Raw genomic sequence first — 24,999 nt, forward strand, 5'->3', positions numbered from 1 at the left:
GGGTTTACCCGCGAATGCGATGGTGAACCCACTGACGCATTCGCGGGTAAACCCGCTCCCACAGAGTAACCTGAGCCGTCAGGCGAATTTACAGGTCGCCGTAGCCCAGCGAGCGCAGGGCGCGCTCGTCATCGGACCAGCCGCCTTTCACCTTGACCCACAGGTTGAGCATGACCTTGGAGTCGAACAGCACCTCCATGTCCTTGCGCGCCTCGGAGCCGATGCGCTTGATGCGCTCGCCCTTGTCGCCAATGATGATCTTTTTCTGGCCGTCGCGCTCGACCAGGATCAGCGCATGGATGTGCAGCACGTGGCCCTGCTGCTTGAATTCTTCAATTTCCACGGTGATCTGGTACGGCAATTCCGCACCCAGCTGGCGCATGATCTTCTCGCGCACCAGTTCGGCGGCCAGGAAGCGGCTGCTGCGGTCGGTGATCTGGTCTTCGGGGAAGAAGTGCTCGTTCTCGGGCAGGTGCTTGGCGATCTGTGCTTCCAGCGCCTGCAGGTTGTGCCCCTGTTGCGCGGAAATAGGCATCACTTCGGCGTTCGGCAACTGCTCCTGCAGCCATTGCAGGTGCGGGATCAGTTCGGCCTTCTCTTCCATGCGGTCGGTCTTGTTGACCGCGATGATCAGTGGGCCCGTCACGTACTGCACGCGCTCCAGCACCAGTTGGTCCTCGTCGGTCCATTTGGTGCGGTCGACCACGAAGATCACCACGTCGACGTCCTTCAGGGCCGCCGAGGCGTTGCGGTTCATGTAGCGGTTCAAGGCCTTGTCGTTGGCCTTGTGCATACCGGGGGTATCGACGTAGATCGCCTGCACGTCACCCTCGGTCTTGATGCCGAGCATGTTGTGGCGGGTGGTCTGCGGCTTGCGCGAGGTGATCGCCAGCTTCTGGCCGAGGATGTGGTTGAGCAGGGTCGACTTGCCCACGTTCGGGCGGCCGACAATGGCCACGTAGCCGCAGCGGGTCGGGTTGCTATCAGTCATTGCCATTCTCCACGCCCAGGGCGATCAGTGCAGACGCGGCAGCGACTTGCTCGGCGATACGCCGGCTAACGCCCTGGCCACGGCTCTTGTTGTTCAGCAGCACCACTTCGCATTCGACGAAGAAGGTCCGGCAGTGCGGTTCGCCCTGGATGTCCACCACTTCGTAACGCGGCAGCTCGCAGCTGCGCGACTGCAGGAACTCCTGCAGGCGGGTTTTCGGGTCCTTGTTGGTATCGACCAGGGTCAGGCCTTCGAACTCATCGGCCAGCCACGCCAGCACGCGCTCCCGGGCCGTTTCCATGTCGGCGTCCAGGTAGATGGCGCCAATCAGCGCCTCCAGGGCATCGGCCAGGATCGACTCGCGGCGGAAGCCACCGCTCTTGAGCTCACCCGAACCCAGGCGCAGGTGATCGCCCAGGTCGAAACCACGGGCCAGGCGGGCCAGGGTCTCACCCTTGACCAGGCGCGCGCGCAGGCGCGACAGCTGGCCTTCGCGGGCCTGCGGGAAACGCTCGAACAGCGCTTCGCCGGCGACGAAGTTGAGAATGGCGTCACCGAGAAACTCCAGGCGCTCATTGTTGCGCCCGGCGTAACTGCGATGGGTCAGTGCCAGGAGCATCTGGTCCTGGTTCTTGAAGGTATAACCGAGCTTTCGCTCCAGACGGGCAAGGGGAGCACTCATGCAGCCACCCGTTCGTTGTTCAACGCGTTGTTCAAATCAACATCCTGAAAGACTGTTTGGCTGTGGCCCGCCGCGATGTGCGGCGAATCTCCCGATCCCTGAGAACACAGCCTATGTCAGAAATGCATTCGGCGCTGCCTGCTGGCCAGCGCCGATGGGTATCAATGGATCAGACCGACCCGCGACAGGTTGGGCAGGTGGCTGAGCTTGGGCTCTGGCCAGCTCATCCACACCGCGAAGGCCTTGCCGACGATGTTCCGGTCCGGAACCATGCCGTGCAGTTCCTTCGGGATGTTCGGGTCATCCCAGTAACGGCTGTCGTTGGAGTTGTCGCGGTTGTCGCCCATCATGAAGTAATGGCCTGCCGGCACGGTCCATTGCTGGTCCGGCGGCATGCGGTAACGGCTCATTTCCTTGCGGATCAGGTGTTCGGCCTCGCCGAGCTTTTCCTTGTACAGCTCGGCGCTGCCCAGGGTGCCCGGCTCGGTGCCCACCAGTTGTTCGGCAATCGGCTGGCCGTTGACGAACAACCGCTTGTCGCTGGTGTAGCGCACCTGGTCACCCGGCAGGCCTACCACACGCTTGATGTAGTTGACGTTCGGGTCGCTCGGGTAGCGGAACACCATCACATCACCGCGTTGCGGGTCACCCACCTCGATGACCTTCTTGTCGATCACCGGCAGGCGAATGCCGTACGAGAACTTGTTCACCAGGATGAAGTCGCCCACTTCCAGGGTCGGCTTCATCGACCCCGAAGGGATCTGGAACGGCTCGACCAGGAACGAACGCAGCACCAGCACGATAAACAGCACCGGGAAGAACGACTTGCCGTACTCGACCAGCAACGGCTCCTTGCCCAGGCGCTCGACCACCGCCATCTCGGGCTGGCTGACGCTGCCCTGGTAGTTGGCGATTGCCGCACGCCGGCGCGGAGCCAGGAACAGCAGGTCGATCAAGCCCAGCAGGCCGCAGACGAAGACGGCGATGACTAGCAACAGCGGGAAATTTAGCGACATAGGACCTAGCTATCCAACCTGAGCACGGCGAGGAAGGCTTCTTGTGGAATCTCCACGTTACCCACCTGTTTCATGCGTTTCTTACCGGCCTTCTGCTTCTCCAGCAGTTTCTTCTTACGGCTGACGTCACCACCGTAGCACTTGGCCAGTACGTTCTTTCTGAGCGCCTTGACGGTTGTCCGCGCGATGATCTGGCCGCCGATAGCTGCCTGGATCGCCACATCGAACATCTGCCGAGGGATCAGCTCCTTCATCTTCTCGGTCAACGCACGGCCTTTGTAGGCCGCGTTGTCGCGGTGCACGATCAATGCCAGGGCATCGACCTTGTCGCCGTTGATCAATACATCCAGCTTGACCAGGTTGGCCGACTGGTAGCGATCGAAATGATAGTCCAGCGAAGCATAGCCGCGGCTGGTGGACTTGAGGCGGTCGAAGAAGTCCAGCACCACTTCGTTCATCGGCAGGTCGTAGCGCACCTGCACCTGGCTGCCGAGGAACTGCATGTCGCGCTGCACGCCACGCTTCTCGATGCACAGGGTGATGACGTTGCCCAGGTGTTCCTGCGGTACCAGGATGGTGGCAGTGACGATCGGCTCGCGGAAATCGGCGACCGCCGAGACGTCTGGCAGCTTCGACGGGTTGTCGACGGTGATGGTCTCGCCGGTTTTCAGTTCCAGCTCGTAGATCACGCTTGGCGCCGTGGTGATCAGGTCCAGGTCGTATTCGCGCTCCAGGCGCTCCTGGATGATCTCCATGTGCAGCATGCCGAGGAAGCCGCAACGGAAGCCGAAGCCCAGGGCGTCGGAGCTTTCCGGCATGTATTGCAGCGACGAGTCGTTCAGGGTCAGCTTCTGCAGCGCATCGCGGAAGTCCTCGAAGTCGTCGGAGCTGACCGGGAACAGGCCGGCGTAGACCTGCGGCTGGATCTTCTTGAAGCCTGGCAGCACTTCGACCTCAGGGGTCGAGGACAGGGTCAGGGTGTCACCGACCGGGGCACCGTGGATGTCCTTGATGCTGGCAATGATGAAGCCCACTTCGCCGGCCTTCAGGTCGGCGGTCTGGGTGTGTTTCGGGGTGAACACGCCCACGCTGTCGACCAGGTGCACCTTGCCGGTGGACTTGACCAGGATCTTGTCGCCTTTCTTGACGCGGCCGTGGCGCACGCGCACCAGCGAGACCACGCCCAGATAGTTGTCGAACCAGGAGTCGATGATCAGTGCCTGCAGCGGCGCCTCGATATCGCCTTCCGGGGCGGGGATGGTCTGTACCAGGCGCTCGAGCACCTCGTCCACGCCCATGCCGCTCTTGGCACTGCAGGCCACGGCGTCGGTGGCGTCGATGCCGATGATCTTCTCGATCTCGTCCTTGACGCGATCCGGATCGGCCTGCGGCAGGTCCATCTTGTTCAGTACCGGCATGACCTCAAGGCCCTGCTCGATGGCGGTGTAGCAGTTGGCTACGGACTGGGCCTCGACGCCCTGGCCAGCATCCACCACCAGCAGCGCGCCTTCACAGGCCGCCAGCGAACGCGAGACTTCGTAGGTGAAGTCGACGTGGCCGGGGGTATCGATGAAGTTCAGCTGGTAGACCTTGCCGTCCTGCGCCTTGTAATTGAGCGTGACGCTGTGGGCCTTGATGGTGATACCGCGCTCACGCTCCAGGTCCATGGAATCGAGCACCTGGGCTTCCATCTCGCGTGCCGACAGGCCACCGCACATCTGGATGAAACGGTCGGCCAGCGTCGACTTGCCATGGTCGATGTGGGCGATGATGGAGAAATTGCGGATATGACTCAAATCACTCACGGGTCAACACTCGAAAAGGCTGCGAGCCGGACGCCCGCCGAAAAATAGCCGGGAATTGTACCTTAAGCTGCCGGGATATGGGAGATTCCTCTATCGGGCTGTACACAGCATTCGCCCCTGCAATTGTGAACTTTCATGAAAAAGGGCAGCCGAAGCTGCCCTTTCCTCCCTGCCAAGCCGCTTATTCAGCCAGCTTGAAGGTAATGAAGCTGGCACGGCCCTGACGCAGCACGCGCATCGACACCGAACGGTTCTTCGGCAGTTCCTTGGCGATTTCGGTGAATTCCTTGGCCGAACCGATGGCCTGGTTGTTCAGGTGGCTGATCACGTCACCCGGGCGCAGGCCGATCATCGCGGCCGGGCCATCCTGGACTTCCTTGATGACCACGCCACCCTTGAGCTCCAGGGCTTTCTTCTGCTCGGCGGTCAGGTCGGCCACCGAGACGCCCAGACGGTTGCTGCTGCGCTCGGCGCTGCCTTCGGCGCCGGTACCGATGTCGGCATCGTCGTCCGGCAGTGCGCCAACGCTGATGTCGAGGTTCTGGCGCTTGCCGTTGCGGATGATCTCAAGCTTGGCCTTTTCGCCGTCCTTGAGGCTGCCAACCAGGTGCGGCAGGTCGGCCGACATGACGATCGGCTGACCGTTCATGCTCAGGATCACGTCACCCACCTGCAGGCCGCCCTTGGCTGCCGGGCCGTTTTCCAGCACCTGGGCCACCAGGGCACCGGCCGGCTTGTCCAGGCCGAACGACTCAGCCAAGTCTTTGTTGACCTCCTGGATCACCACGCCCAGCCAGCCGCGGCTGACCTTGCCGTCTTTCTTCAGCTGGTTGGAGACATCGATCGCCACATCGATCGGGATGGCGAACGACAGGCCCATGAAACCGCCGGAACGGGTGAAGATCTGCGAGTTGATACCCACCACTTCGCCGTTCATGTTGAACAGCGGGCCGCCGGAGTTGCCCGGGTTGATGGCAACGTCCGTCTGGATGAACGGTACGTAAGTGTCGTTGGGCAGGGTGCGCCCCTTGGCGCTGACGATACCTTTGGTCACCGAATGGTCGAAGCCGAACGGCGAACCGATGGCCAGTACCCACTCGCCCACCTTGAGCTTCTCGGAATCACCCAGCTTGACGGTCGGCAGGTTCTTGCCTTCGACCTTGAGCAAAGCCACGTCGGTGCGCGGATCGGTGCCGACCAGCTTGGCTTGCAGCTCGCTGCGGTCCGACAGGCGGACGATGATCTCGTCGGCATCGGCTACCACGTGGTTGTTGGTCAGCACGTAGCCATCGCTGGAAATGATGAAGCCCGAACCCAGCGACTGGGCCTCGCGCTGGCGGTCGCCACGCGGCGAGCGCGGCTGCTGCGGCATGTTGCGCTCGAAGAACTCGCGGAACATCGGCGGCAGGCCTTCCAGGTCGGGCATCTGCCCGGCGGCCATGCGGCGGTCCGGCAGCTTCTGCTTGGTGCTGATGTTGACCACGGCTGGCGAGGCCTGCTCGACCAGGGTAGTGAAGTCCGGCAGGGCTTCCTCGGCCTGGGCGCTGAGCACCTGGCCGAGCATCAGCACGGCGGCGAACATCGATAGGTAGGATTTCAAGCGTGGTATTGACATACGGCTCCCGTCACAACGAGCGGTAGTTTAGAAAGGCCCCTGCACAAAGCAGGAAAGGCCAGGCTCCAAGAAGCCTGACCTATAGAAAATTTGCCGATGGATTGCAAATGACAATGCTTTAATTTCATTTCAGAGGCATGTCCGCACGCCTTGGCATGGCCCGCACGCAGGCCCCAAATGCGCGCCATCACTGGCGCGCCTGGCCATCCTGGGGGCGCATCGACAGCGCCACACGTTCTGCGGTACCCAGCGGAATCTCGCCGACCACAGTGACCATCACCTTGCCCTTGGGCGTGTTCAGCCGACGCGAGACCGCCGAAGTCGGGCCAAGCTGGGTACGCATGTCGGTCCCGCCCTCATCCTTTACCAGCTCGAGGAACACCGAGAAGCGCGCCAGGCCATCGTCGTACATCAGGCTGCTGACCGTGCTGTCATTCTTGGGGTCGCGGCGTACCGAGCTGTTGACCAGTTCGAAGCCAGGCGGCAGCCAGTCCGAACGCCAGCCGGCGACCGTGTCATTGGCGGCAGCGGCCACATGCTGCACCGGCTTGCACGCAGCGCTGGCGCGCAGGTCGTCGTCGCTAGGTGCTTCGGTATCGAGACGGGTCATCTGGAAGCGCTCCAGCAACTGCCCCTTGTCGTTGACCATCAACGAGCGCAGCGGCAGGCCGGTAGCACGGTCCAGGTGCAATTCGAAGGCATAACGGTGCTGGTCGCGCGGGGTGAGCGTCACGATCACGGCATCGCGCCCGGCGACCCGTGACTTGCCCGCCACGCTCAAGTCATACCAGCCCATCAGTTTCAGCGGATCAAGCACACGCTGCGCGGTGTCCGGGGGCGTTGTCACACCACTGGCCAAGGCCCCGCTGACGCACTCTACCTTGCCATCCACGCGCACGATCTCCTGGGCGGCGCCATCGAGCTGCAACAGCCGCTCGCTGACCTTGCCGTCGTCGACCCTGTGCCAGATCTCGTGAGAAGAGAAGCTGCCATTGCGTTCGTAGACAAAAGAGCCTTGGTAGCTCTGCTTTTGCTCGGCCTGTGCCAGCTTGCTCAACCACTCGCTCGCCTCAGGCGAGGAATTGGCCGCCAATGCTGGCACCGTCATGCAGCTGCCAATCAGCAGCGACAGGAGAGGTAGCGCGCGCATGATCCTCCTTACTTAACGGTTTTCCAGGCTGGCGGCGCGGGCATACGGCAATGCGGTTTCAGTGCCCTTGAGCGCAGATTCCTGGGCATGCTGGCGCAGGTAGCCTGGCAGACGCTGGTCCCAGCCGGCCTGGTTCTGCAGCACGCCGTTGGCCATCGGCCCGGTCGGTTGCTCACTGCTCTCACTATAGCCTGCCAAAACGGCCGGGCCTTGTGCTTGTGGCACACTCAGGCCTTGCTGGGCAGGTTGCTGGGCAGCAAGCTCGGCGCCAGTGATCTCGTCCTGGTTGTACATGCGCACACCGGCCAGCACCGCTACGGTGACCGAGGCAGCTACCGCCAGGCGGCCAATGCTGCGCCATGGCCCTTTCTTGGCCTTGGCCGGCACGGCTTCGTCAGCCAGCGCTGCAGACACCGCCGAGGCGATATCCAGATTGGGCAGCAGCAGCTCCTTGTGCATGGCTGCGCGGGCAACCTGGTAACGCGACCAGGTGGCACGGGTTTCAGCATCGTCTACGGCGTTCAACACACGACGCAGTTCAAGCTCGTCCGCTTCGTTATCCATCACCGCGGACAGCGATTCCTGCAAAGCTTCACGACTCATGGCGGTTCCTCTCTTGGCTGTCGCCGCTGTCTCAGGTTTCCTGCAGCAAAGGTTGCAGGGCTTTGTCTATGGCCTCCCGAGCGCGGAAGATTCGAGAGCGCACGGTACCCACCGGACATTGCATGACACTGGCAATGTCTTCGTAACTCAGCCCGTCGAACTCGCGCAGGGTCAGTGCCGTGCGCAAGTCTTCAGGCAGTTGCTGGATGGTGCGATGGACAGTGCCTTCGATTTCATCCCGCAACAACGAGCGTTCTGGGGACTCGAGATCCTTGAGACCATGATCGCCGTCGTAAAACTCCGCATCCTCGGAGCTCACATCACTGTCTGGCGGCCGTCTTCCACGGGACACCAGGTAGTTCTTCGCCGTGTTGATGGCGATGCGGTACAGCCACGTATAGAACGCACTGTCTCCGCGGAAGTTGCCAAGCGCACGGTAGGCCTTGATGAAGGCTTCCTGTGCTACATCCTGGGCCTCGTGGGTATCGTGAACGAACCGCACGATCAACCCGAGAATCTTGTGCTGATACTTCAGCACCAACAGATCGAAAGCTCGCCTGTCACCGCGCTGAACGCGCTCGACAAGCTGCTGATCCTCTTCCTGGGTTAGCATGAACACTCCTCAGTGAACTCGAAGGAGCGTTGCAACAGCCATCGTTCAGGCTTGCAACCATAGACTCGGGCTTTGCGCAAAAGTTCTCCCCTCCAAGCAAGTTTCCTGCAGCCCTTGGTCGGGTTGCACGGAAGACGCGGCACGGTCACGGCCGGCTACGTCGATAATCAGGTTTCGAGTACGCAGGGACAGCCCGGACAGGCCTGCCGCCCTGCGTCGCCGCGGCAAGTTGTGGCGCGTGGGCAGCCTTCATAGGATTTCCGGCCATGTCGGAAAGTTCCCACAAAGGTTGTCGCGACCAGGCAAGTGGCATGGAAATTGGCCACCCTGGGCTGCTATAAAGGCAACCCGGCCAGCTTTAACGATAGTTTCACAATGCCATCGGCGCGTGACTATTGTGCCGCGCCCCTTCCAAAGAATACTAGTGTCCCGACATGAGCCAACAATTCCAACATGATGTCCTGGTGATCGGCAGCGGTGCCGCCGGTCTCAGCCTGGCACTGAACCTCCCCAGCCACCTGCGAGTCGCCGTGCTCAGCAAGGGCGACCTGGCCAACGGCTCGACCTTCTGGGCCCAGGGCGGTGTCGCGGCAGTGCTGGACAATACCGATACCGTGCAGTCGCATGTCGAGGACACCCTCAATGCCGGCGGCGGCCTGTGCCATGAAGAAGCTGTGCGCTTTACCGTCGAGCACAGCCGCGAAGCCATCGAGTGGCTGATCGAGCAAGGCGTGCCCTTTACCCGCGACGAGCACTACAGCGTCGACGACGGTGGCTTCGAGTTCCACCTGACCCGAGAAGGCGGCCATAGCCACCGGCGCATCATCCATGCCGCCGACGCCACCGGCGCAGCCATCTTCACCACGCTGCTGGAGCAGGCCCGCAAACGCCCGAACATCCAGCTGCTGGAGCAGCGCGTGGCGGTCGACCTGATTACCGAACGTCGCCTCGGCCTGCCCGGCGAGCGCTGCCTGGGTGCCTATGTGCTCGACCGCAACACCGGCGAGGTGGACACCTTCGGTGCGCGTTTCACCGTGCTGGCCACTGGCGGCGCGGCCAAGGTCTACCTGTATACCAGCAACCCCGATGGTGCCTGCGGCGACGGCATCGCCATGGCCTGGCGGGCCGGTTGCCGGGTGGCGAACCTGGAGTTCAACCAGTTCCACCCGACTTGCCTGTACCACCCGCAGGCCAAGAGTTTCCTGGTCACCGAAGCCCTGCGCGGCGAAGGTGCCCTGCTGCGCCTGCCCAATGGCGAGCGTTTCATGCCACGCTTCGACCCCCGCGAAGAACTGGCCCCGCGCGACATCGTGGCCCGCGCCATCGACCACGAGATGAAGCGCCTGGGTGTGGACTGCGTGTACCTGGACATCACCCACAAGCCGGCCGACTTCATCAAGAGCCACTTCCCCACCGTGTACGAGCGCTGCCTGGCCTTCGGCATCGACATCACCCGTCAGCCGATCCCGGTAGTACCGGCTGCGCACTACACCTGCGGCGGAGTGATGGTCGACGACCGCGGCCACACCGATGTACCGGGCCTGTATGCCATAGGTGAAACCAGCTTCACCGGCCTGCACGGTGCCAACCGCATGGCCAGCAACTCGCTGCTGGAGTGCTTCGTCTATGGCCGTGCCGCCGCGGCCGACATCCAGGCGCACCTGGATGAAGTGGTCATGCCCAAGGCCCTGCCCGGCTGGGACGCCAGCCAGGTCACCGACTCGGACGAGGACGTGATCATTGCGCACAACTGGGACGAACTGCGGCGCTTCATGTGGGACTACGTCGGCATCGTGCGCACCAGCAAGCGCCTGCAGCGAGCGCAGCACCGCATTCGCCTGCTGCTGGACGAAATCGACGAGTTCTACAGCAACTACAAGGTCAGCCGCGACCTGATCGAATTGCGCAACCTGGCGCAGGTTGCCGAGTTGATGATCCTGTCGGCCATGCAGCGCAAGGAAAGCCGCGGACTGCATTACACCCTGGATTACCCGGGGATGCTGGACGAGGCCAAGGACACCATTCTCAGCCCGATCTAAAATCGGCGTCTCGGCCTTCGCGGGCGCGCCCGCTCCCACAGGATTCCCACTGCCTTGCAGGCTTGCGCAGTACCTGTGGGAGCGGGCAAGCCCGCGAAGAAGCCAACTCGGTATGGTTTTATACCCGGCTCACCCCTGCCCACCTGCGCCGGCTGAATTTCAACCGCACCCGCAAGCGCCTGTGCTCATCAGCCCCCAGCGCATCCCGTGGCACGCATTGGCTCTCCCCCAACCAGCGCCCCGCCCGCACAAAGCGCAACACCACCAGCGCCGGCAACGCCACGCTGTCCCGGCACAAGCGCACCGGCTGCCAGCCACGGGCACGGCTGAACACCTGCCAGCCGCGCACATCACGGCGCAGGCCAACAACGGCATGCTCATGCGTCAGCAGAATACGTCGGGGAATGGCCCAGCCTGCGTGGGCAATACAGGTGGCGACAACAGCAAGGGCCGACCACCCGGGCAGCGGGCTCGCCCATACGGCGAACCACGCCAGTACCTGGCACCCCAGGTAGGCCGCCAGCAGCAGGCGCGAGCCTTGCCAGCGGCACTCGAAGCACTCACTTGGGCTGGACACGGTCCAGGATGATGCGAACCATGCGCTGCAGCTCCGGGTCTTCGGACTCGGTGCGCTCCATGAACCAGCCGAACATGTCCTGATCCTCGCAGCTCAACAGACGCACGTAGAGTTCGCGGTCGGTTTCGTTGAGCGTGGGGTAGACTTCCTGGGTGAAAGGCACCAACAGTACGTCCAGTTCCAGCATGCCGCGGCGGCTGTGCCAGAAAAGCCGGTTGAGTTCAGTTTGTTCGACCATGGGGCCCTCCTCGAATGGCCCGCCAGTATACAGCCAGGCGAGCGAAGCGACACCGGGCGTTGGTCTAGTCACCTACCTATTTTGTTACCGGCGTTCTATGATGGCCGCCAGTCTTTAGCCACCGCGATGACCCATGGCCGATTCCGCTTTCTTCTGCCCCCTGTCCCACGAGGGCATCCTCGCCGTCCGCGGCTCCGATGCAGGCAAGTTCCTGCAAGGCCAGCTGACCTGCAACATCAACTACCTCAGCCCGGAACACGCCAGCCTCGGCGCCCGCTGCATGGTCAAGGGGCGCATGCAGTCGAGTTTCCGCATCCTGCCCGAAGGCAACGGCTACCTGCTGGCCATGGCCAGCGAGCTGCTCGACGCCCAGCTGGCCGACCTCAAGAAGTACGCCGTGTTCTCCAAGGCGACGCTGACCGATGAAAGCGCTGCCTGGGCACGCTTCGGCCTGCAAGGCGGCGATGCGGCGCTGCAGGCCCTGGGGCTCGATGTGCCTGCGGCAGCTGGCAGCACCGTGCGCCACGACGGGTTGATCGCCATTGCCGTGTCCGCTGGCCGCGTGGAGCTGTGGGCACCGGCAGACAAAGCCGACAGCGTTCGCCAGGCGCTGGCCGCCGCACTGCCTGAAGGTAGCCTCGACAACTGGCTGCTGGGGCAGATCCGCGCCGGGATCGGCCAGGTAATGGGGCCGACCCGCGAGCTGTTCATCCCGCAGATGATCAACCTGCAGGCCGTCGACGGCGTCAGCTTCAAGAAAGGCTGCTATACCGGTCAGGAAATCGTTGCCCGCATGCAGTACCTGGGCAAGCTCAAGCGCCGCCAGTACCGCCTGGCACTGGACCAGCAGGCCATTCCGGCCCCGGGCGCCGAGATCTTCTCGCCCACCCATGGTTCGTCGGTTGGTGAAGTGGTCATTGCTGCCAGCAACGGCACAGGCTGCGAACTGCTCGCCGTGCTCAGCGCCGAAGCGGTGGAAGACGACAACCTGCACCTGGGCAGCCTGGAAGGCCCGCGCCTGCAGGTGCTGACCCTGCCCTACGAACTGGACCGTGACCGGGAAATCCAGCGTTGACCAGCCTGCCCCGCCTACGTGGCGGGGCCGCACCACCACTGCGGTAGACACGCCCATGAACAAGCTGGCCGAGATGGTTCAAGCACAGTTGCTCGATGCCATCGAAAAGGATGACCTGGTCCTGCCGACCCTGCCCGAGGTTGCCTTGAGCATCCGCGAGGCGGCGGAAGACAGCGAGATCAGCGTGGCGGCCCTGAGCAAGGTGATCGGTCGCGATGCGGCCCTTTCAGCGCGCCTGATCAAGGTCGTCAACAGCCCGCTGCTGCGCGCGGCGGTCGAGGTCACCGACCTGCACACCGCCATCACGCGGCTGGGCATCAACTACAGCTGCAACCTGGCCATTGGCCTGGTGATCGAGCAGATTTTCCACGCCCGGGCGCCGGCGGTGGAGCAGAAGTTACGTGATATCTGGGCCAACAGCCTGGATGTGGCGGGCATCAGCTACGAAATTTGCCGCCGCTTTACACAACTCAAGCCCGACCAGGCCACCCTCGGCGGGCTGGTCAACCAGATTGGCGCACTGCCGGTGCTGATCTATGCCGAAGAGCACAACGAACTGCTGTCCGACCCGGTGTGCCTGCATTATGTGATCGAGCAGATCCAGCCGGTGCTGGGCGACAAGATCCTCAAGGCCTGGGAATTTCCGGAGCAACTGGTCAACCTGCCGAGCCAGGTGCAGGACCTGGACCGGCAGACTGACAAGATCGACTACATCGACATCGTGCAGATCGCCCGCTGCATCAGCCAGCGCGGGCGCCACCGGCCGCTGGCAGCACTACCGGCATACCGCCACCTGGGCCTGCCGTACGGCACCGAGCTTGAAGTAGGTGAACTGATCGAGGCGCGGAGCATGTTGCGCTGACCAGTGTCAGCCTGTTCGGCCCTATCGCCGGCAAGCCAGCTCCCACAAGTTGCCCGCTGTTCTTGAGGGCAGTTAAACCTGTGGCAGCATATCTTGTGCTGCCTGTACTGGCCTCATCGCCGGCAAGCCAGCTCCCACAGGGATAGCACATGACTTGAGGTCAATGCAGTCGAGGTGGGGCTGGCTTGCCGGCGAAAGGGCCGGTACAGGCCACACATCAATCCGCGATAAAACTCACCCGCACCCGCAACCCGCCATTCGCACCGTCATGCAGGCTCACCTGCGCCAAGTGCGCCCGGCAGATCTCGCCGACAATCGCCAAGCCAAGCCCACTGCCCTGCGCACTGCGCCGGTAGAAGCGCTCGAATACCCGCTCACGCTCAGCCTCGGGAATCCCCGGCCCGTCGTCCTCCACCTCAAGCACCGCCGGCGCCAGCACCCGCAAGATCACGTTGCCGCCAGCCGGCGTATGCGCCAAGGCATTGTCCACCAGGTTGCTCAACAGCTCGTTGAGCAGCGTCGGCTCCCCCTTCAGCCACACCGGCGCCTCGGCCTCCAGGGCCAGCGCCACCCCGCGTTTGTGCGCCAGCGGTGCCATGGCCATGCCCAGCTCACGAGCCAACTGGCTCAGGTCCAGGCGCTGCGCCCCGCCTTCGGCAATCGCCCGCGCACCGTTCTCGACCCGCGCCAGCGACAGCAGCTGGTTGGCCAGGTGGGTCAGCCTGTCAGTGCCCTGGGCCGCGGACTCCAGTGTCTGCCGCCACTCCTGCGGCTCGGCCGAACGCAAGCCCAGCTCGACCCGCGCCTTCAGCGCCGCCAGTGGCGTGCGCAACTCGTGGGCGGCGTCGGCGATGAACTGCGCCTGGCGCTCGAACTGGCCACGCAAACGCTCGGTGAAATGGTTCAAAGCCCGCACCAGTGGGCCCAGCTCACGCTGCACCTGCACCACCGGCAAGGCCCGCAGGTCGTCCGGCTGGCGCTCTTCCACCGCCGTGCGCAGGCGCTCCAGCGGCCGCAACGCGGCACTCACGGCAAACCACACCATCACCAGCGCGCCCAGTGCCAGCATCCCCAGGCGCAGCAGGGTATCGGCCATCAGGCCACGGGCCATGCGCACCCGCGCTTCCTCGGTCTCGGCCACACGGATTTCCGCCATGCCGTTCATATTCGGCTCGCTCACCGGCTTCAGCAGGCTGACCACCCGCACGTCCTGGCCCAGGTAGGTGGCGTTGTAGAACCGCGCCAGCGCCGGGTAATCGTCGGTACGCGGCGTGCCCGGCGGCGGCGCTGGCAGGTTCTCGTAACCGGAAATCAGCCGCTGCTGGATGTCCAGCACCTGGTAGTAGATGCGCCCGGCACTGTCGTAGGCGAAGGTGTCCAGGGCCACGTAGGGCACATCTGCGCTCAGCGAGCCGTCACGCTGGGACAGGCCTGCGGCAATGGTCCGCGCCGAGGCCAGCAGGGTCCGGTCGTAGGCGGTGTCGGCGGCCTCGCGGCCATTCCAATAAGCGCTCAGGCCACTCGCCAGCATCAGCACCACCAGCAGCAAGGCCAGGTTGCCGAGCAAGCGCCCGCGCAGGCTACCGTTGTCACGCATCGCGGTGCTCGAGCAGGTAGCCCAGGCCACGGAAGGTGACGATGGCCACCGGGTGGCCGTCGAGCTTCTTGCGCAGGCGGTGGATGTAGATTTCGATGGCGTCGGGGCTGGCCTCTTCGTCCAGGCCGAACACCTGGGCGGCCAGTTGCTCCTTGCTCATCACCCGGCCCGGTCGGGCGATCAGCGCTTCCAGTACGCTCTGTTCGCGCGAGGTCAGGGTCAGGTTTTCCCCACCCAGGGCAAAGCGCCGGGTGTCCAGGTCGTACACCAGCGGCCCGCAGCGTTGCTGGCGCTCGCCACCGAGCACGCTGCGCCGCAGCAGGGCCTTGACCCGTGCTTCCAGTTCGGTCAGCTCGAACGGCTTGGCCAGGTAGTCGTCGGCGCCCAGGTTCAGGCCGTGGACCCGGTCCTTGACGTCGCTGCGCGCGGTCAGCATCAGCACCGGCAGGGTCTTGCCACGGCCGCGCAGGCGCGCCAGCACCTCGAAGCCGTCCATGCGCGGCAAGCCGACATCCAGCACGGCCACGGCGTATTCCTCGCTGGCCAGGGCCAGGTCGGCGGCCACGCCGTCATGCAGCACATCCACGGTCAGGCCATGGCTTTTCAAGGCCTGGGCCACGCTTTCGGCCAGTTGCAGGTGGTCTTCGACCAGCAGCACACGCATCGGATTCTCCCTGCTCGGGTGGGACGGTGGCGCGGAGTGTACCGCTGTCGGCAGGCCTGTGAAGCCCTGTCGACAAACCTTTCACGCTGAAAGGTTAGCGAAAGGTTGGTTACCTAGCATCGCACCACGGTCGCCCTTCGCGCCGAAAAAAGCACCAGCAAGGTGCAACGAATAAGAACAATAAACGGAGCCATCAGTGATGCTGTCATCGCAGCCGCAGGCGTTCGCGCCTACCCGTTCCTTTGCCGCACGCCCCTCCGCCATCGCCAGCGCCCTTGCGCTTGCCGGTGTCGCCCCGATGAGCCAGGCCGCCTTCTTCGAAGACAGCACGGCCACCTTCGAAACCCGCAACATGTACTTCAACCGCGACTTCCGCGACGGCACCAGTGCGCAGCAATCCAAGCGCGACGAGTGGGCCCAGGGCTTCATGCTCAACTTCGAGTCTGGCTACACCGATGGCACCGTGGGCTTCGGCCTGGATGCGCTGGGCATGCTCGGCATCAAGCTCGACTCCAGCCCCGACCGCACCGACACCGGCCTGCTGCCGACCCACGATGACGGCAAGGCCGCCGACGAGTACTCCAAGCTCGGCCTGACCGGCAAGGTGAAGGTGTCGCAGACCGAACTGAAGATCGGCACGCTGATCCCCGAACTGCCGACCCTGCAGCCCAACGATGGGCGCATCCTGCCGCAAACCTTCGAAGGCGGCCTGCTCACCTCGAAGGAGGTCAAGGGCCTGACCTTCACCGGCGGCCGACTGGACAAGGCCAAGGACCGCAACGACACCAACTGGGAAGACCTGGCCCTGAACAACAAGAACGGCCGCTTCGGTGGCTCGTTCAGCGCCGACAACCTAGACCTGGCCGGCCTCGACTACCAGTTCACCGATCGCATCACCGGCAGCTACCACTTTGCCCAGCTCGACGATATCTACCGCCAGCACTTCATCGGCATGGTCGCCACCCAGCCATGGGGCCCGGGCACCTTCGGCGCCGACCTGCGCCTGGCGGTGAGTGACGACGCCGGCGCCGCCAAGGCCGGCAACATCGACAACACCACCGTCAACGGCATGCTCAGCTACGCCCTGGGCGGGCACAAGGTCAGCGCCGCCTGGCAGCAGCTGTCCGGCGACAGCGCCTTCCCGTACGTCGATGGTGCCGACCCGTACCTGGTCAACTTCGTCCAGATCAACGACTTCGCCGGCGCCGACGAGCGCTCCTGGCAGGCGCGCTACGACTACAACTTCGCCGCACTCGGCGTGCCCGGCCTGACCTTCATGACCCGCTATATCAGCGGCGACAACGTCAGCCGCGCGGCCGGTGGCGAGGGCAAGGAGTGGGAGCGCAACACCGAACTGAAGTACGTGGTACAAAGCGGCCCGTTGAAGAACGTCGCCGTGCGCCTGCGCAACGCCACCTTCCGCTCCAACTTCGCCCGCGACGCGGACGAGGTGCGGCTGCTGGTGAGCTACAGCGTGGCGCTGTGGTAACCCCATAGCGATAACTTGATAACAACAACGCTCACGGAGATAGACGATGACCTTTTCACTGCGCCGCCTCGTCCTTGCTACCGGCTGCCTGCTGCTGGCCGGCAACGCCCTTGCTGCCGAACCGAAACGCCCCGAATGCATTGCCCCCGCCTCGCCCGGCGGCGGCTTCGACCTGACCTGCAAACTGGTGCAGAGCGCCCTGGTGCAGGAAAAGATCCTCACCAAGCCGATGCGCGTCACCTACATGCCCGGCGGTGTCGGCGCGGTGGCCTACAACGCCGTGGTCGCCCAGCGCCCGGCCGATGCCGGCACCCTGGTGGCCTGGTCCAGCGGCTCGCTGCTGAACCTGGCCCAGGGCAAGTTCGGCCGCTTTGACGAAAACGCGGTGAAATGGCTGGCCGCCGTCGGCACCAGCTACGGCGCCATCGCAGTGAAAAGCGACTCGCCCTACAAGACCCTCGACGACCTGGTCGCGGCGCTGAAGAAAGACCCGAGCAAGGTGGTGATCGGCTCCGGCGGTACGGTCGGCAGCCAGGACTGGATGCAGACCGCCCTAATCGCCAAGGCCGCCGGCATCAACCCGCGTGACCTGCGCTACGTGGCCCTGGAAGGCGGCGGCGAAATCGCCACGGCGTTGCTGGGCGGGCATATCCAGGTAGGCTCGACCGACATCTCCGACTCCATGCCGCACATTCAGAGCGGCAACATGCGCATCCTCGCGGTGTTCTCGGAAAACCGCCTGGACGAGCCCGAGATGAAAGACATCCCCACCGCCAAGGAGCAGGGCTACGACATCGTCTGGCCGGTGGTACGCGGTTTCTACCTGGGGCCAAAGGTGAGCGACGAGGACTACGCCTGGTGGAAACAGTCATTCGACAAGATGCTGGCCTCGGAAGACTTCGCCAAGCTGCGTGACCAGCGCGAACTGTTCCCCTTCGCCATGACCGGTGCAGAGCTGGACGGCTATGTGAAGAAGCAAGTGGCTGACTACAAGGCACTGGCCAGGGAGTTTGGCCTGATCCAGTAAGCCACCCACGATCTTTCACTGATCCCTGTGGGAGCGGGCGTGCCCGCGAAGAAGACACCGCGGTGCCTGGCACCGGCGTTGCCGGTGTTCGCGGGCACGCCCGCTCCCACAGAGTCCGTGCTCAATGAGGACTCTCTGATGATCCTGCAACGCATCTTCGCCCTGGCCCTGCTGGCGGTGTGCGCCGCCCTGGCCGTGATGGCCTGGCCTTACCAGGCGGCGTTTTCCTATGAACCGGTGGGCCCGCGCGCCTACCCGCTGTTGATGCTCGGCCTGCTTTGCCTGGGCCTGCTGTACCTGGTGTTCCGCCCCACGCCCATCGTGCGCAAGGACGACGAACCAGAGCTGGACCGCGAAACCCTGATCAAGATCACCGCCTGCGTCGGCCTGCTGATCGTTTTCGCCAGCACCTTCGAAGCCTTGGGCTTCATCCTAAGCGCCATCCTGGTTGGCGTGCCTATGGCCCGCCTGTACGGCGGCCGCTGGCTGCACAGCGCCATCGTGGTGGTGGGCATGAGCCTGTTCCTCTACTGGCTGTTCGACCGCGTGATGGACGTGCCCCTGCCCCTTGGCCTGCTGAGCGTACTGGAGAACTGACACATGGATACCTTGAGCTACCTGGGCCAGGGCTTCGGCGTCGCCCTGTCCCCCTACAACCTGGTCACCGCCCTCTCCGGCACGCTGATCGGCACCGTGGTCGGCCTGCTGCCGGGCCTGGGCCCGATCAACGGCGTGGCCTTGCTGATCCCCATCGCCTTCGCCCTCGGCCTGCCGCCGGAGTCGGCGCTGATCCTGCTGGCGGCGGTGTACCTGGGCTGCGAGTACGGGGGGCGCATAAGTTCGATCCTGCTGAACATCCCCGGCGAAGCCTCGACCGTGATGACCACCCTCGATGGCTACCCGATGGCCCGCAATGGCCTGGCTGGCGTAGCGCTGTCGCTGTCGGCCTGGAGTTCGTTCATCGGTGCGCTGATCGCCACCTGCGGCATGGTGCTGTTCGCCCCGCTGCTGGCGAAATGGGCAATCGCCTTCGGCCCGGCGGAGTACTTCGTGCTGATGGTGTTCGCCATCGTCGCCCTCGGTGGCATGGCCGGCGACAAGCCGCTGAAAACCTTCATTGCCGCACTGATCGGCCTGTTCCTGTCGGCAGTCGGCATCGACGCCAACAGTGGCGTGTACCGCTTCACCGGCGACAGCGTGCATCTGGCCGACGGCATCCAGTTCGTGGTGCTAGTGCTGGGCCTGTTCTCCATCAGCGAAATCCTCCTGCTGCTGGAAAAGACCCACCATGGCCACCAGGCAGTCAAGGCCACCGGGCGCATGCTGTTCAACTTCAAGGAAGCGGCCTCGGTGTTCGTGGTCAACATCCGCTGCGGCCTGCTGGGTTTCATCATGGGTGTGCTGCCTGGCGCCGGTGCGACACTGGCCAGCGCCGTGGCCTACATGACCGAAAAACGCCTGGCAGGTGACAAGGGCAAGTTCGGCAAGGGCGACGCCCGCGGCCTGGCCGCCCCGGAAACCGCCATCGGCGCCTCCTGCTGTGGCGCACTGGTACCGATGCTGACCCTGGGCGTACCCGGCTCGGGCACCACCGCGGTGATGATCGGTGCGCTGACCTTGTACAACATCACCCCGGGCCCACTGCTGTTCGAACAGCAGCCAGACATCGTCTGGGGCCTGATCGCCTCGCTGTTCATCGCCAACATCATGCTGGTGATCCTCAACATCCCGATGATCCGCATCTTCACCCGCATCCTCGCCGTGCCGAACTGGGCGCTGGTGCCGGTGATCGCCATCATCACGGGGATCGGGGTGTACGCCGTGCATGCCACCACCTTCGACCTGTTCCTGATGGTCGGCATCGGCATCATGGGCTATATCCTGCGCAAGCTGGACTTCCCGCTTTCGCCGATCCTGCTCGGCTTCATCCTCGGTGGGCTGATGGAGCAGAACCTGCGCCGGGCGCTGTCGATCTCCAACGGCGAACTGGGCATCCTCTGGTCGAGCCCGATCAGCATGTCGGTATGGGTACTGACCATTTGCATGCTGACCCTGCCGCTGCTGCGCATCTGGCGCAAACGCAGCCAGCAGCGCCGGGCGATGGCCGATGCCTGATCGCTCGTTGCCGTTGTTTGTCGCGACCGGGCTGGTCGGCCTCGCTGGCGGTTTTGCCGCCAGCAAGGTCGGCTGGCCTTTGCCGTGGATGGTCGGCTCGTTGCTGGCGATCATCCTGGTACGCTGCCTGACACCCTGGCAGCTGCCGGAAATCCCCAATGGTCGCAAATGCGGGCAGTGGATCATCGGCATAGGTATCGGCCTGCACTTCACCCCGGCGGTGATCGAGCAGGTGGCCAGCCATTTCGCGTTGATCTTTTTCGGCGCGCTGTTCACCACCCTGTCCAGCGTGATCAGCGTATGGCTGTTGCGGCGCACCGGTGAAGACCGTGCCACGGCATTCTTCGCCAGCATGCCGGGCGGTTCGGGGGAGATGGTCAACCTTGGCGCGCGCAACGGCGCGGTGCTCAGCCAGGTAGCGGCGGCGCAGAGCCTGCGCGTGCTGGCGGTAGTACTGTGCGTGCCGGCGCTGTTCAAGTTCCTGCTGGGTGACGGAGTACCGCTGAATCACACCGGAAGTGTGAGCTGGGGCTGGCTGGCGCTGATTGCGCCGCTGGGCGTTGCCGTCGCCCTGCTCTGGCAGCGCTTGCGCCAGCCCAACCCGTGGCTGTTCGGGCCATTGCTGGTGGCAGCCACCGTGAGCCTGGTGGGCAACCTGCAGATAACCCTGCCCAATGGCGCCAGCCAGATCGGCCAGTGGTTGATCGGCAGTGGCCTGGCCTGCCACTTCAACCGCGCGTTCTTCCGCCGCGCACCGTCGTTCCTGGGGCGTACCCTGGTGGCCACGGCGTTGTGCATGGCGATTGCCGGCAGCGCCGCTTGGGTATTGAGCGTGATGACCGCGCTGGACCTGCGTTCGCTGACATTGGGGATGATGCCGGGCGGAATTGCCGAGATGAGCCTGACGGCAGAGACCCTGCAACTGTCGGTGCCGCTGGTGACGGCGCTGCAGGTGATGCGCTTGTTGTTCGTGCTGTTTCTGGCAGAGCCGTTGTTCCGGGTGTGGAACACCAACTCGGAATAATCGCGTCGCCTGCTTCGCGGGCTTGCCCGCTCCCACAGGTACTGCACCGCCCTCAAGGCAGGTGCTATCCCTGTGGGAGCGGGCAAGCCCGCGAAGCAGGCGACGCGTTCTTTCAGGTGATCAGAGCGGTGGCAATGCCCAGTTGATCGGCGCCAGCCCGCGCTGCTCGAGGAAACTGTTGGCCCGGCTGAAATGCCCGCACCCCAGGAACCCACGGTAAGCCGACAACGGCGATGGATGCACCGATTTCAGCACCAGGTGCTTGGTCCCGTCGATCAGCTTCTGCTTGCTTTGCGCATGCGAGCCCCACAGCAGGAACACCACGTTCGGGCACTGCTCGCTGACCACCTGGATGACCCGGTCGGTAAAGAACTCCCAGCCTTTCTTGGCATGCGACGCGGCATTGGCGCGCTCCACGGTCATGGTCGTGTTGAGCAACAGCACGCCCTGCTCGGCCCAGCTCTGCAGGTAGCCATGGTTGGCAATCGGGATGTTCAGGTCGCGCTGCAGCTCCTTGTAGATGTTGACCAGTGACGGTGGCGTGGCCACGCCCGGCTGCACCGAGAAGCACAGGCCATGCGCCTGGCCCGGCCCGTGGTACGGGTCCTGGCCGAGGATGACCACCTTCACCTGGTCCAGCGGCGTCGAGTTGAGCGCATTGAAGATCAACGGCCCTGGCGGGTAGATCTCTTTGCCGGCGGCGTACTCGCCGCGCAGGAACTCGCGCAGCTGATGCATGTAGGGCTGGTCGAATTCGGCGCGCAAGGCAGCCTTCCAGCTGGGTTCGAGTTTGATGCGATCGTCGTCAGTCATGGGGCCTTCCATAAACAATGGCGCGACACTAGGTAAGCCCTTCCCGCTTGTCAAACGATCCGACCGACGACCGGCATGTTCGGCCAGGCAAGCCATACTTGTCCGATGACTTGCGCGAGGTAGTCCATGACCATTCATTGCGAGGTACTCACCGGCGCCGATGGCGCCCGCATCGGCATCGCCACCCTGGATGCGCCCAAGGCGCTCAATGCCCTGAACCTGCCGATGATCGAGGTATTGGGTGAACAGTTGCACGCCTGGGCTCGCGACCCAGGGATCGTTTGCGTGCTGCTGCGCGGCAACGGTGCCAAGGCCTTCTGTGCCGGCGGTGATGTGCGTGCGCTGGTGCAAGCCTGCCGCGACCACCCCGGCAGCGTACCCCCGCTGGCCGCCACCTTCTTCGCCGCCGAATATCGCCTGGACTTTGCCCTGCACACCTATCCCAAGCCGCTGCTGTGCTGGGGGCACGGGCATGTGCTGGGCGGCGGCATGGGCCTGCTGCAGGGCGCCAATGTACGTATCGTCACCCCCAGCAGTCGGCTGGCCATGCCGGAAATCAGCATCGGCCTGTACCCGGATGTGGGCGCCAGCTGGTTCCTTGCGCGCCTGCCGGGCAAGCTGGGGTTGTTCCTCGGCCTGACAGGCGCGCCGATCAATGCCCACGACGCCTTGGACCTGGGCCTGGCCGACCGCTTTCTGGGTGAGTACCAGCAAGAGGCGCTGATCGAAGAACTGCTGCAACTGAACTGGCAGGAACAGACTGCCCTGCAACTGAACAGCCTGCTCAAGGCCGAACAGCACCGCGCCTGCGCCGAGTTGCCCGAGGCCCAGTGGCTGCCGCGGCGACAGGTAATCGATCAGTTGCTCGACGTGGCCGACGCAGCCGCCGCCTGGCGTGCGCTGGAGGGGCTAAAGCACCACGACGACCCGCTGCTGGCAGATGCCGGCCAACGGTTGCATGAAGGTTGCCCGCTGACCGCACATCTGGTGTGGGAACAGATCCGCCGGGCACGGCACCTGTCGTTGGCGCAGGTGTTTCAGATGGAGTACAGCATGAGCCTGAACTGCTGCCGCCACCCGGAGTTCAGCGAGGGCGTGCGTGCGCGCTTGCTGGACAAGGACAACCAGCCGCACTGGCACTGGCCCGATGTGGCGCAAGTGCCGGCGGCGGTGGTGGAAGCGCATTTTGCCAAGGTGTGGGAGGGGCGGCATCCGCTGGCGGATCTCGGGTAGCTTCGAGAAGTTGGGGCTGCCTTGCAGCCCATCGCGACACAAGGCCGCTCCTACAAACGGATCGCGGTCCCCTGTGGGAGCGGCCTTGCGTCGCGAAAGGGGCGCACCGCGCCCCCGATTTTCAATTCATCTACCGCTGCCAGTTCCCCCCTTGCCCGTGCCCACGCCGCCCGTCCCCGCGCCGGTCACCATCCCCCCGCCCGTTGGAGTGCCAACGGTCATGCTGCTGGTAGCGCTGGCTGCCACCGCGATAATCATGACGGTCCCGGTCGCGCCCATAGTCATACCGCTGGCGGTTGCCATAGTCATTGCGAGGGTTGCCATACCACTGCTTCATCCCCGGCTGTGGGTGAGACCGGTAGTGAGGCGCAGGCGCCGAGCGGTAGTAGTAACGCGGCGCCGGCTGGTAGTAATAGCGCTGTTGCGGCGTTACGTAATAGCGGTCATAGCGGTAATAATCCGGTGATACATAACGGTCGGAGTAGTAGTGGTCCGACCGGTAATAGCCCCCGCTCTCGTAGTACGGAACGCAGGCGGAAGTCATCAGCCCCAGCAGGGCGATCAACAGGATTCGATAGGACATGGCGGCCTCCTGGACCGCTGGAGTGCCCGAACAGCGGCGCTGGCGAGCATCGATGCGAAATGCGATCATCGACATTGAATAAGACAGTGCCGCCAAGGTGCAGTGCCATTTCTGCAACAATTTGATACAGGTGAGCGGCAGCCATGCCCGACAACCAGCACTGCCCCGCTTGCGGCGCCCTCAACCAGTGCAGCCTGGCCGACCCGCGCCGGGCCACCCAGGCCTGCTGGTGTTACAGCGTGACCATCGACCCTGCCGTGCTCGAGGCCCTGCCCCCCGAGCTGCGCGACAAAGCCTGCCTGTGCCCGCGCTGCGCCGCCGTCGAAGAACAACTTCGCTCCCCCGCTTCCGACTGACCGTTTGCCATGCGCCTCGACCGTTTCCTCGCCAACCTGCCCAGCCACAACCGCCAGCAAGTCCGCCTGATGCTCGCGCAACGCCGTGTGCGGGTGGATGGCCAGGTGGTCAGCGACCCGCTGGCCGAGGTGCGCGAGTTCAGCCGCGTGGAGCTGGACGACCAGCTGCTGCAGGCTGGCCGCCCGGCGCGCTACCTGATGCTGCACAAGCCCGCTGGCTGCGTCAGCGCCACCCAGGACCCGCAACACCGCACTGTGCTCGACCTGCTGCCAGCCGGTTTGCGTGAGGACCTGCACATTGCCGGGCGGCTGGACTTCAACACCACGGGCTTGATGATCCTGACCAACGATGGCCAATGGTCACGCCGGCTTACCCAGCCCGCGACCAAGCTGCCCAAGCACTACCTGGTGCAAACCGAGGACGAGATTGGCGAGCACTATGTGGCCAAGTTCCTCGAGGGCTTCTACTTCGCCTTCGAAGACCTCACCACCTTGCCCGCCCAGCTGGACATCCTCGGGCCGCGCCAGGCACGGCTGTCGATCGTCGAAGGACGCTATCACCAGGTGAAGCGCATGTTCGGCCATTTCGACAACAAGGTGGTGGGGTTGCATCGGGAGAGCATGGGGGCGATCCGGCTGGACCCGGGGTTGGCGCCAGGGGCGTTTCGTGAGCTGACGGCGGATGAAATAGCGACGGTCTAGGTTGGCTGTTCCGGCCTCTTCGCGGGCACGCCCGCTCCCACAGGTACACCACAGGCCTCCGGGTTGGTGTGATCCCTGTGGGAGCGGGCGAGCCCGCGAAGAGGCCGGACCAGACAGATCAGGGTCGTCA

The 24,999-nt window shown here is 64.1% G+C and carries 25 protein-coding genes; 11 read left to right on the forward strand and 14 right to left on the reverse strand.

What is annotated here, in order from left to right; translation table 11 throughout:
• Window positions 1–88 precede the first annotated feature (88 nt).
• From era to rpoE, 8 genes are all read right to left on the reverse strand, one after another.
• Window positions 89–991 (reverse strand): GTPase Era, encoded by a 903-nt coding sequence (gene era, locus CAG44_RS13105; RefSeq protein WP_015271595.1) that lies wholly within the window; start codon window positions 989–991, stop codon window positions 89–91.
• A complete protein-coding gene (gene rnc / locus CAG44_RS13110) occupies window positions 984–1,673 on the reverse strand; it encodes a ribonuclease III (RefSeq protein WP_003258487.1) in 690 nt (229 codons plus the stop codon). Before rnc ends, era begins: the two co-directional genes overlap by 8 nt.
• A gap of 161 nt (window positions 1,674–1,834) precedes the next feature.
• Entirely contained in the window at window positions 1,835–2,689 is an 855-nt protein-coding gene (lepB, locus tag CAG44_RS13115; RefSeq protein WP_003258486.1) for a signal peptidase I, read from the reverse strand.
• Window positions 2,690–2,694: 5 nt separating this feature from the next.
• The gene (gene lepA, locus CAG44_RS13120) at window positions 2,695–4,494 is read right to left on the reverse strand and encodes a translation elongation factor 4 (protein WP_025340425.1); all 1,800 of its coding nucleotides are present in this window, start codon (window positions 4,492–4,494) and stop codon (window positions 2,695–2,697) included.
• A gap of 181 nt (window positions 4,495–4,675) precedes the next feature.
• Window positions 4,676–6,076 (reverse strand): DegQ family serine endoprotease, encoded by a 1,401-nt coding sequence (locus CAG44_RS13125; RefSeq protein ID WP_371257967.1) that lies wholly within the window; start codon window positions 6,074–6,076, stop codon window positions 4,676–4,678.
• 220 nt (window positions 6,077–6,296) lie between these two features.
• Window positions 6,297–7,259, reverse strand: coding sequence for a MucB/RseB C-terminal domain-containing protein (locus tag CAG44_RS13130; RefSeq protein ID WP_085692281.1), 963 nt, complete (start codon window positions 7,257–7,259; stop codon window positions 6,297–6,299).
• A gap of 12 nt (window positions 7,260–7,271) precedes the next feature.
• Window positions 7,272–7,862 (reverse strand): sigma-E factor negative regulatory protein, encoded by a 591-nt coding sequence (locus tag CAG44_RS13135; protein ID WP_013973999.1) that lies wholly within the window; start codon window positions 7,860–7,862, stop codon window positions 7,272–7,274.
• A gap of 31 nt (window positions 7,863–7,893) precedes the next feature.
• Window positions 7,894–8,475, reverse strand: coding sequence for an RNA polymerase sigma factor RpoE (gene rpoE, locus CAG44_RS13140; RefSeq protein ID WP_003252049.1), 582 nt, complete (start codon window positions 8,473–8,475; stop codon window positions 7,894–7,896).
• A 434-nt stretch (window positions 8,476–8,909) separates the two neighbouring features.
• Between rpoE and nadB the strand changes: the two genes are divergently transcribed.
• The gene (nadB, locus tag CAG44_RS13145) at window positions 8,910–10,514 is read left to right on the forward strand and encodes an L-aspartate oxidase (protein ID WP_075046174.1); all 1,605 of its coding nucleotides are present in this window, start codon (window positions 8,910–8,912) and stop codon (window positions 10,512–10,514) included.
• A 118-nt stretch (window positions 10,515–10,632) separates the two neighbouring features.
• Here nadB and CAG44_RS13150 read toward each other — a convergent pair whose 3' ends face one another.
• Together CAG44_RS13150 and CAG44_RS13155 are read right to left on the reverse strand one after the other, a co-directional pair.
• Complete coding sequence (locus CAG44_RS13150; RefSeq protein ID WP_085692282.1) at window positions 10,633–11,091, reverse strand: protein YgfX; 459 nt, start codon at window positions 11,089–11,091, stop codon at window positions 10,633–10,635.
• Complete coding sequence (locus CAG44_RS13155) at window positions 11,075–11,329, reverse strand: succinate dehydrogenase assembly factor 2 (protein ID WP_003252043.1); 255 nt, start codon at window positions 11,327–11,329, stop codon at window positions 11,075–11,077. Before CAG44_RS13155 ends, CAG44_RS13150 begins: the two co-directional genes overlap by 17 nt.
• Before the next feature lie 133 nt (window positions 11,330–11,462).
• Between CAG44_RS13155 and CAG44_RS13160 the strand changes: the two genes are divergently transcribed.
• The gene (locus CAG44_RS13160) at window positions 11,463–12,404 is read left to right on the forward strand and encodes a folate-binding protein YgfZ (RefSeq protein ID WP_085692283.1); all 942 of its coding nucleotides are present in this window, start codon (window positions 11,463–11,465) and stop codon (window positions 12,402–12,404) included.
• Window positions 12,405–12,459: 55 nt separating this feature from the next.
• On the forward strand, window positions 12,460–13,266 hold the full coding sequence (locus CAG44_RS13165; RefSeq protein ID WP_015271603.1) for an HDOD domain-containing protein: 807 nt from the start codon (window positions 12,460–12,462) through the stop codon (window positions 13,264–13,266).
• A 217-nt stretch (window positions 13,267–13,483) separates the two neighbouring features.
• Here the strand turns inward: CAG44_RS13165 and CAG44_RS13170 are convergent, their stop codons facing one another.
• Together CAG44_RS13170 and CAG44_RS13175 are read right to left on the reverse strand one after the other, a co-directional pair.
• Entirely contained in the window at window positions 13,484–14,863 is a 1,380-nt protein-coding gene (locus CAG44_RS13170; protein ID WP_085590282.1) for a sensor histidine kinase, read from the reverse strand.
• Window positions 14,856–15,527 (reverse strand): response regulator, encoded by a 672-nt coding sequence (locus CAG44_RS13175; RefSeq protein ID WP_025340433.1) that lies wholly within the window; start codon window positions 15,525–15,527, stop codon window positions 14,856–14,858. The genes CAG44_RS13170 and CAG44_RS13175 overlap by 8 nt, the downstream gene beginning before the upstream one ends.
• Window positions 15,528–15,726: 199 nt before the next feature.
• Between CAG44_RS13175 and CAG44_RS13180 the strand changes: the two genes are divergently transcribed.
• The 5 genes from CAG44_RS13180 to CAG44_RS13200 all read left to right on the forward strand — a co-directional run bounded on the left by CAG44_RS13180 (window position 15,727) and on the right by CAG44_RS13200 (window position 21,182).
• Window positions 15,727–17,016, forward strand: coding sequence for an OprD family porin (locus tag CAG44_RS13180; protein WP_025340434.1), 1,290 nt, complete (start codon window positions 15,727–15,729; stop codon window positions 17,014–17,016).
• 46 nt (window positions 17,017–17,062) lie between these two features.
• Entirely contained in the window at window positions 17,063–18,043 is a 981-nt protein-coding gene (locus CAG44_RS13185) for a tripartite tricarboxylate transporter substrate binding protein (protein WP_025340435.1), read from the forward strand.
• A gap of 138 nt (window positions 18,044–18,181) precedes the next feature.
• Complete coding sequence (locus tag CAG44_RS13190; protein ID WP_085590285.1) at window positions 18,182–18,640, forward strand: tripartite tricarboxylate transporter TctB family protein; 459 nt, start codon at window positions 18,182–18,184, stop codon at window positions 18,638–18,640.
• Window positions 18,641–18,643: 3 nt separating this feature from the next.
• Complete coding sequence (locus CAG44_RS13195; protein ID WP_025340437.1) at window positions 18,644–20,158, forward strand: tripartite tricarboxylate transporter permease; 1,515 nt, start codon at window positions 18,644–18,646, stop codon at window positions 20,156–20,158.
• Window positions 20,151–21,182, forward strand: coding sequence for an AbrB family transcriptional regulator (locus CAG44_RS13200; protein WP_085692284.1), 1,032 nt, complete (start codon window positions 20,151–20,153; stop codon window positions 21,180–21,182). The genes CAG44_RS13195 and CAG44_RS13200 overlap by 8 nt, the downstream gene beginning before the upstream one ends.
• 120 nt (window positions 21,183–21,302) lie before the next feature.
• Here CAG44_RS13200 and ung read toward each other — a convergent pair whose 3' ends face one another.
• Window positions 21,303–21,995 carry a uracil-DNA glycosylase gene (ung, locus tag CAG44_RS13205; RefSeq protein WP_085590289.1) on the reverse strand — a complete coding sequence of 231 codons (693 nt, stop codon included), beginning with the start codon at window positions 21,993–21,995 and terminating at the stop codon, window positions 21,303–21,305.
• Window positions 21,996–22,121: 126 nt separating this feature from the next.
• Between ung and CAG44_RS13210 the strand changes: the two genes are divergently transcribed.
• Entirely contained in the window at window positions 22,122–23,228 is a 1,107-nt protein-coding gene (locus CAG44_RS13210) for an enoyl-CoA hydratase/isomerase family protein (protein ID WP_025340440.1), read from the forward strand.
• Window positions 23,229–23,358: 130 nt separating this feature from the next.
• On the opposite strand, the gene CAG44_RS13215 is transcribed toward CAG44_RS13210, so the two are convergent.
• Window positions 23,359–23,811: a hypothetical protein gene (locus tag CAG44_RS13215; RefSeq protein WP_085692285.1), complete on the reverse strand. Its 453-nt coding sequence runs from the start codon at window positions 23,809–23,811 to the stop codon at window positions 23,359–23,361.
• Between the two features lie 143 nt (window positions 23,812–23,954).
• On the opposite strand from CAG44_RS13215, the gene CAG44_RS13220 reads away from it, so the two are divergent.
• Window positions 23,955–24,167: a cysteine-rich CWC family protein gene (locus tag CAG44_RS13220; RefSeq protein WP_085692286.1), complete on the forward strand. Its 213-nt coding sequence runs from the start codon at window positions 23,955–23,957 to the stop codon at window positions 24,165–24,167.
• A 9-nt stretch (window positions 24,168–24,176) separates the two neighbouring features.
• Window positions 24,177–24,869, forward strand: coding sequence for a pseudouridine synthase (locus CAG44_RS13225; protein ID WP_015271612.1), 693 nt, complete (start codon window positions 24,177–24,179; stop codon window positions 24,867–24,869).
• The last annotated feature ends 130 nt before the right edge of the window (window positions 24,870–24,999 follow it).

This window comes from Pseudomonas sp. B13(2017), from assembly GCF_002113245.1.
Classification (GTDB): Bacteria; Pseudomonadota; Gammaproteobacteria; order Pseudomonadales; family Pseudomonadaceae; genus Aquipseudomonas; species Aquipseudomonas putida_Z.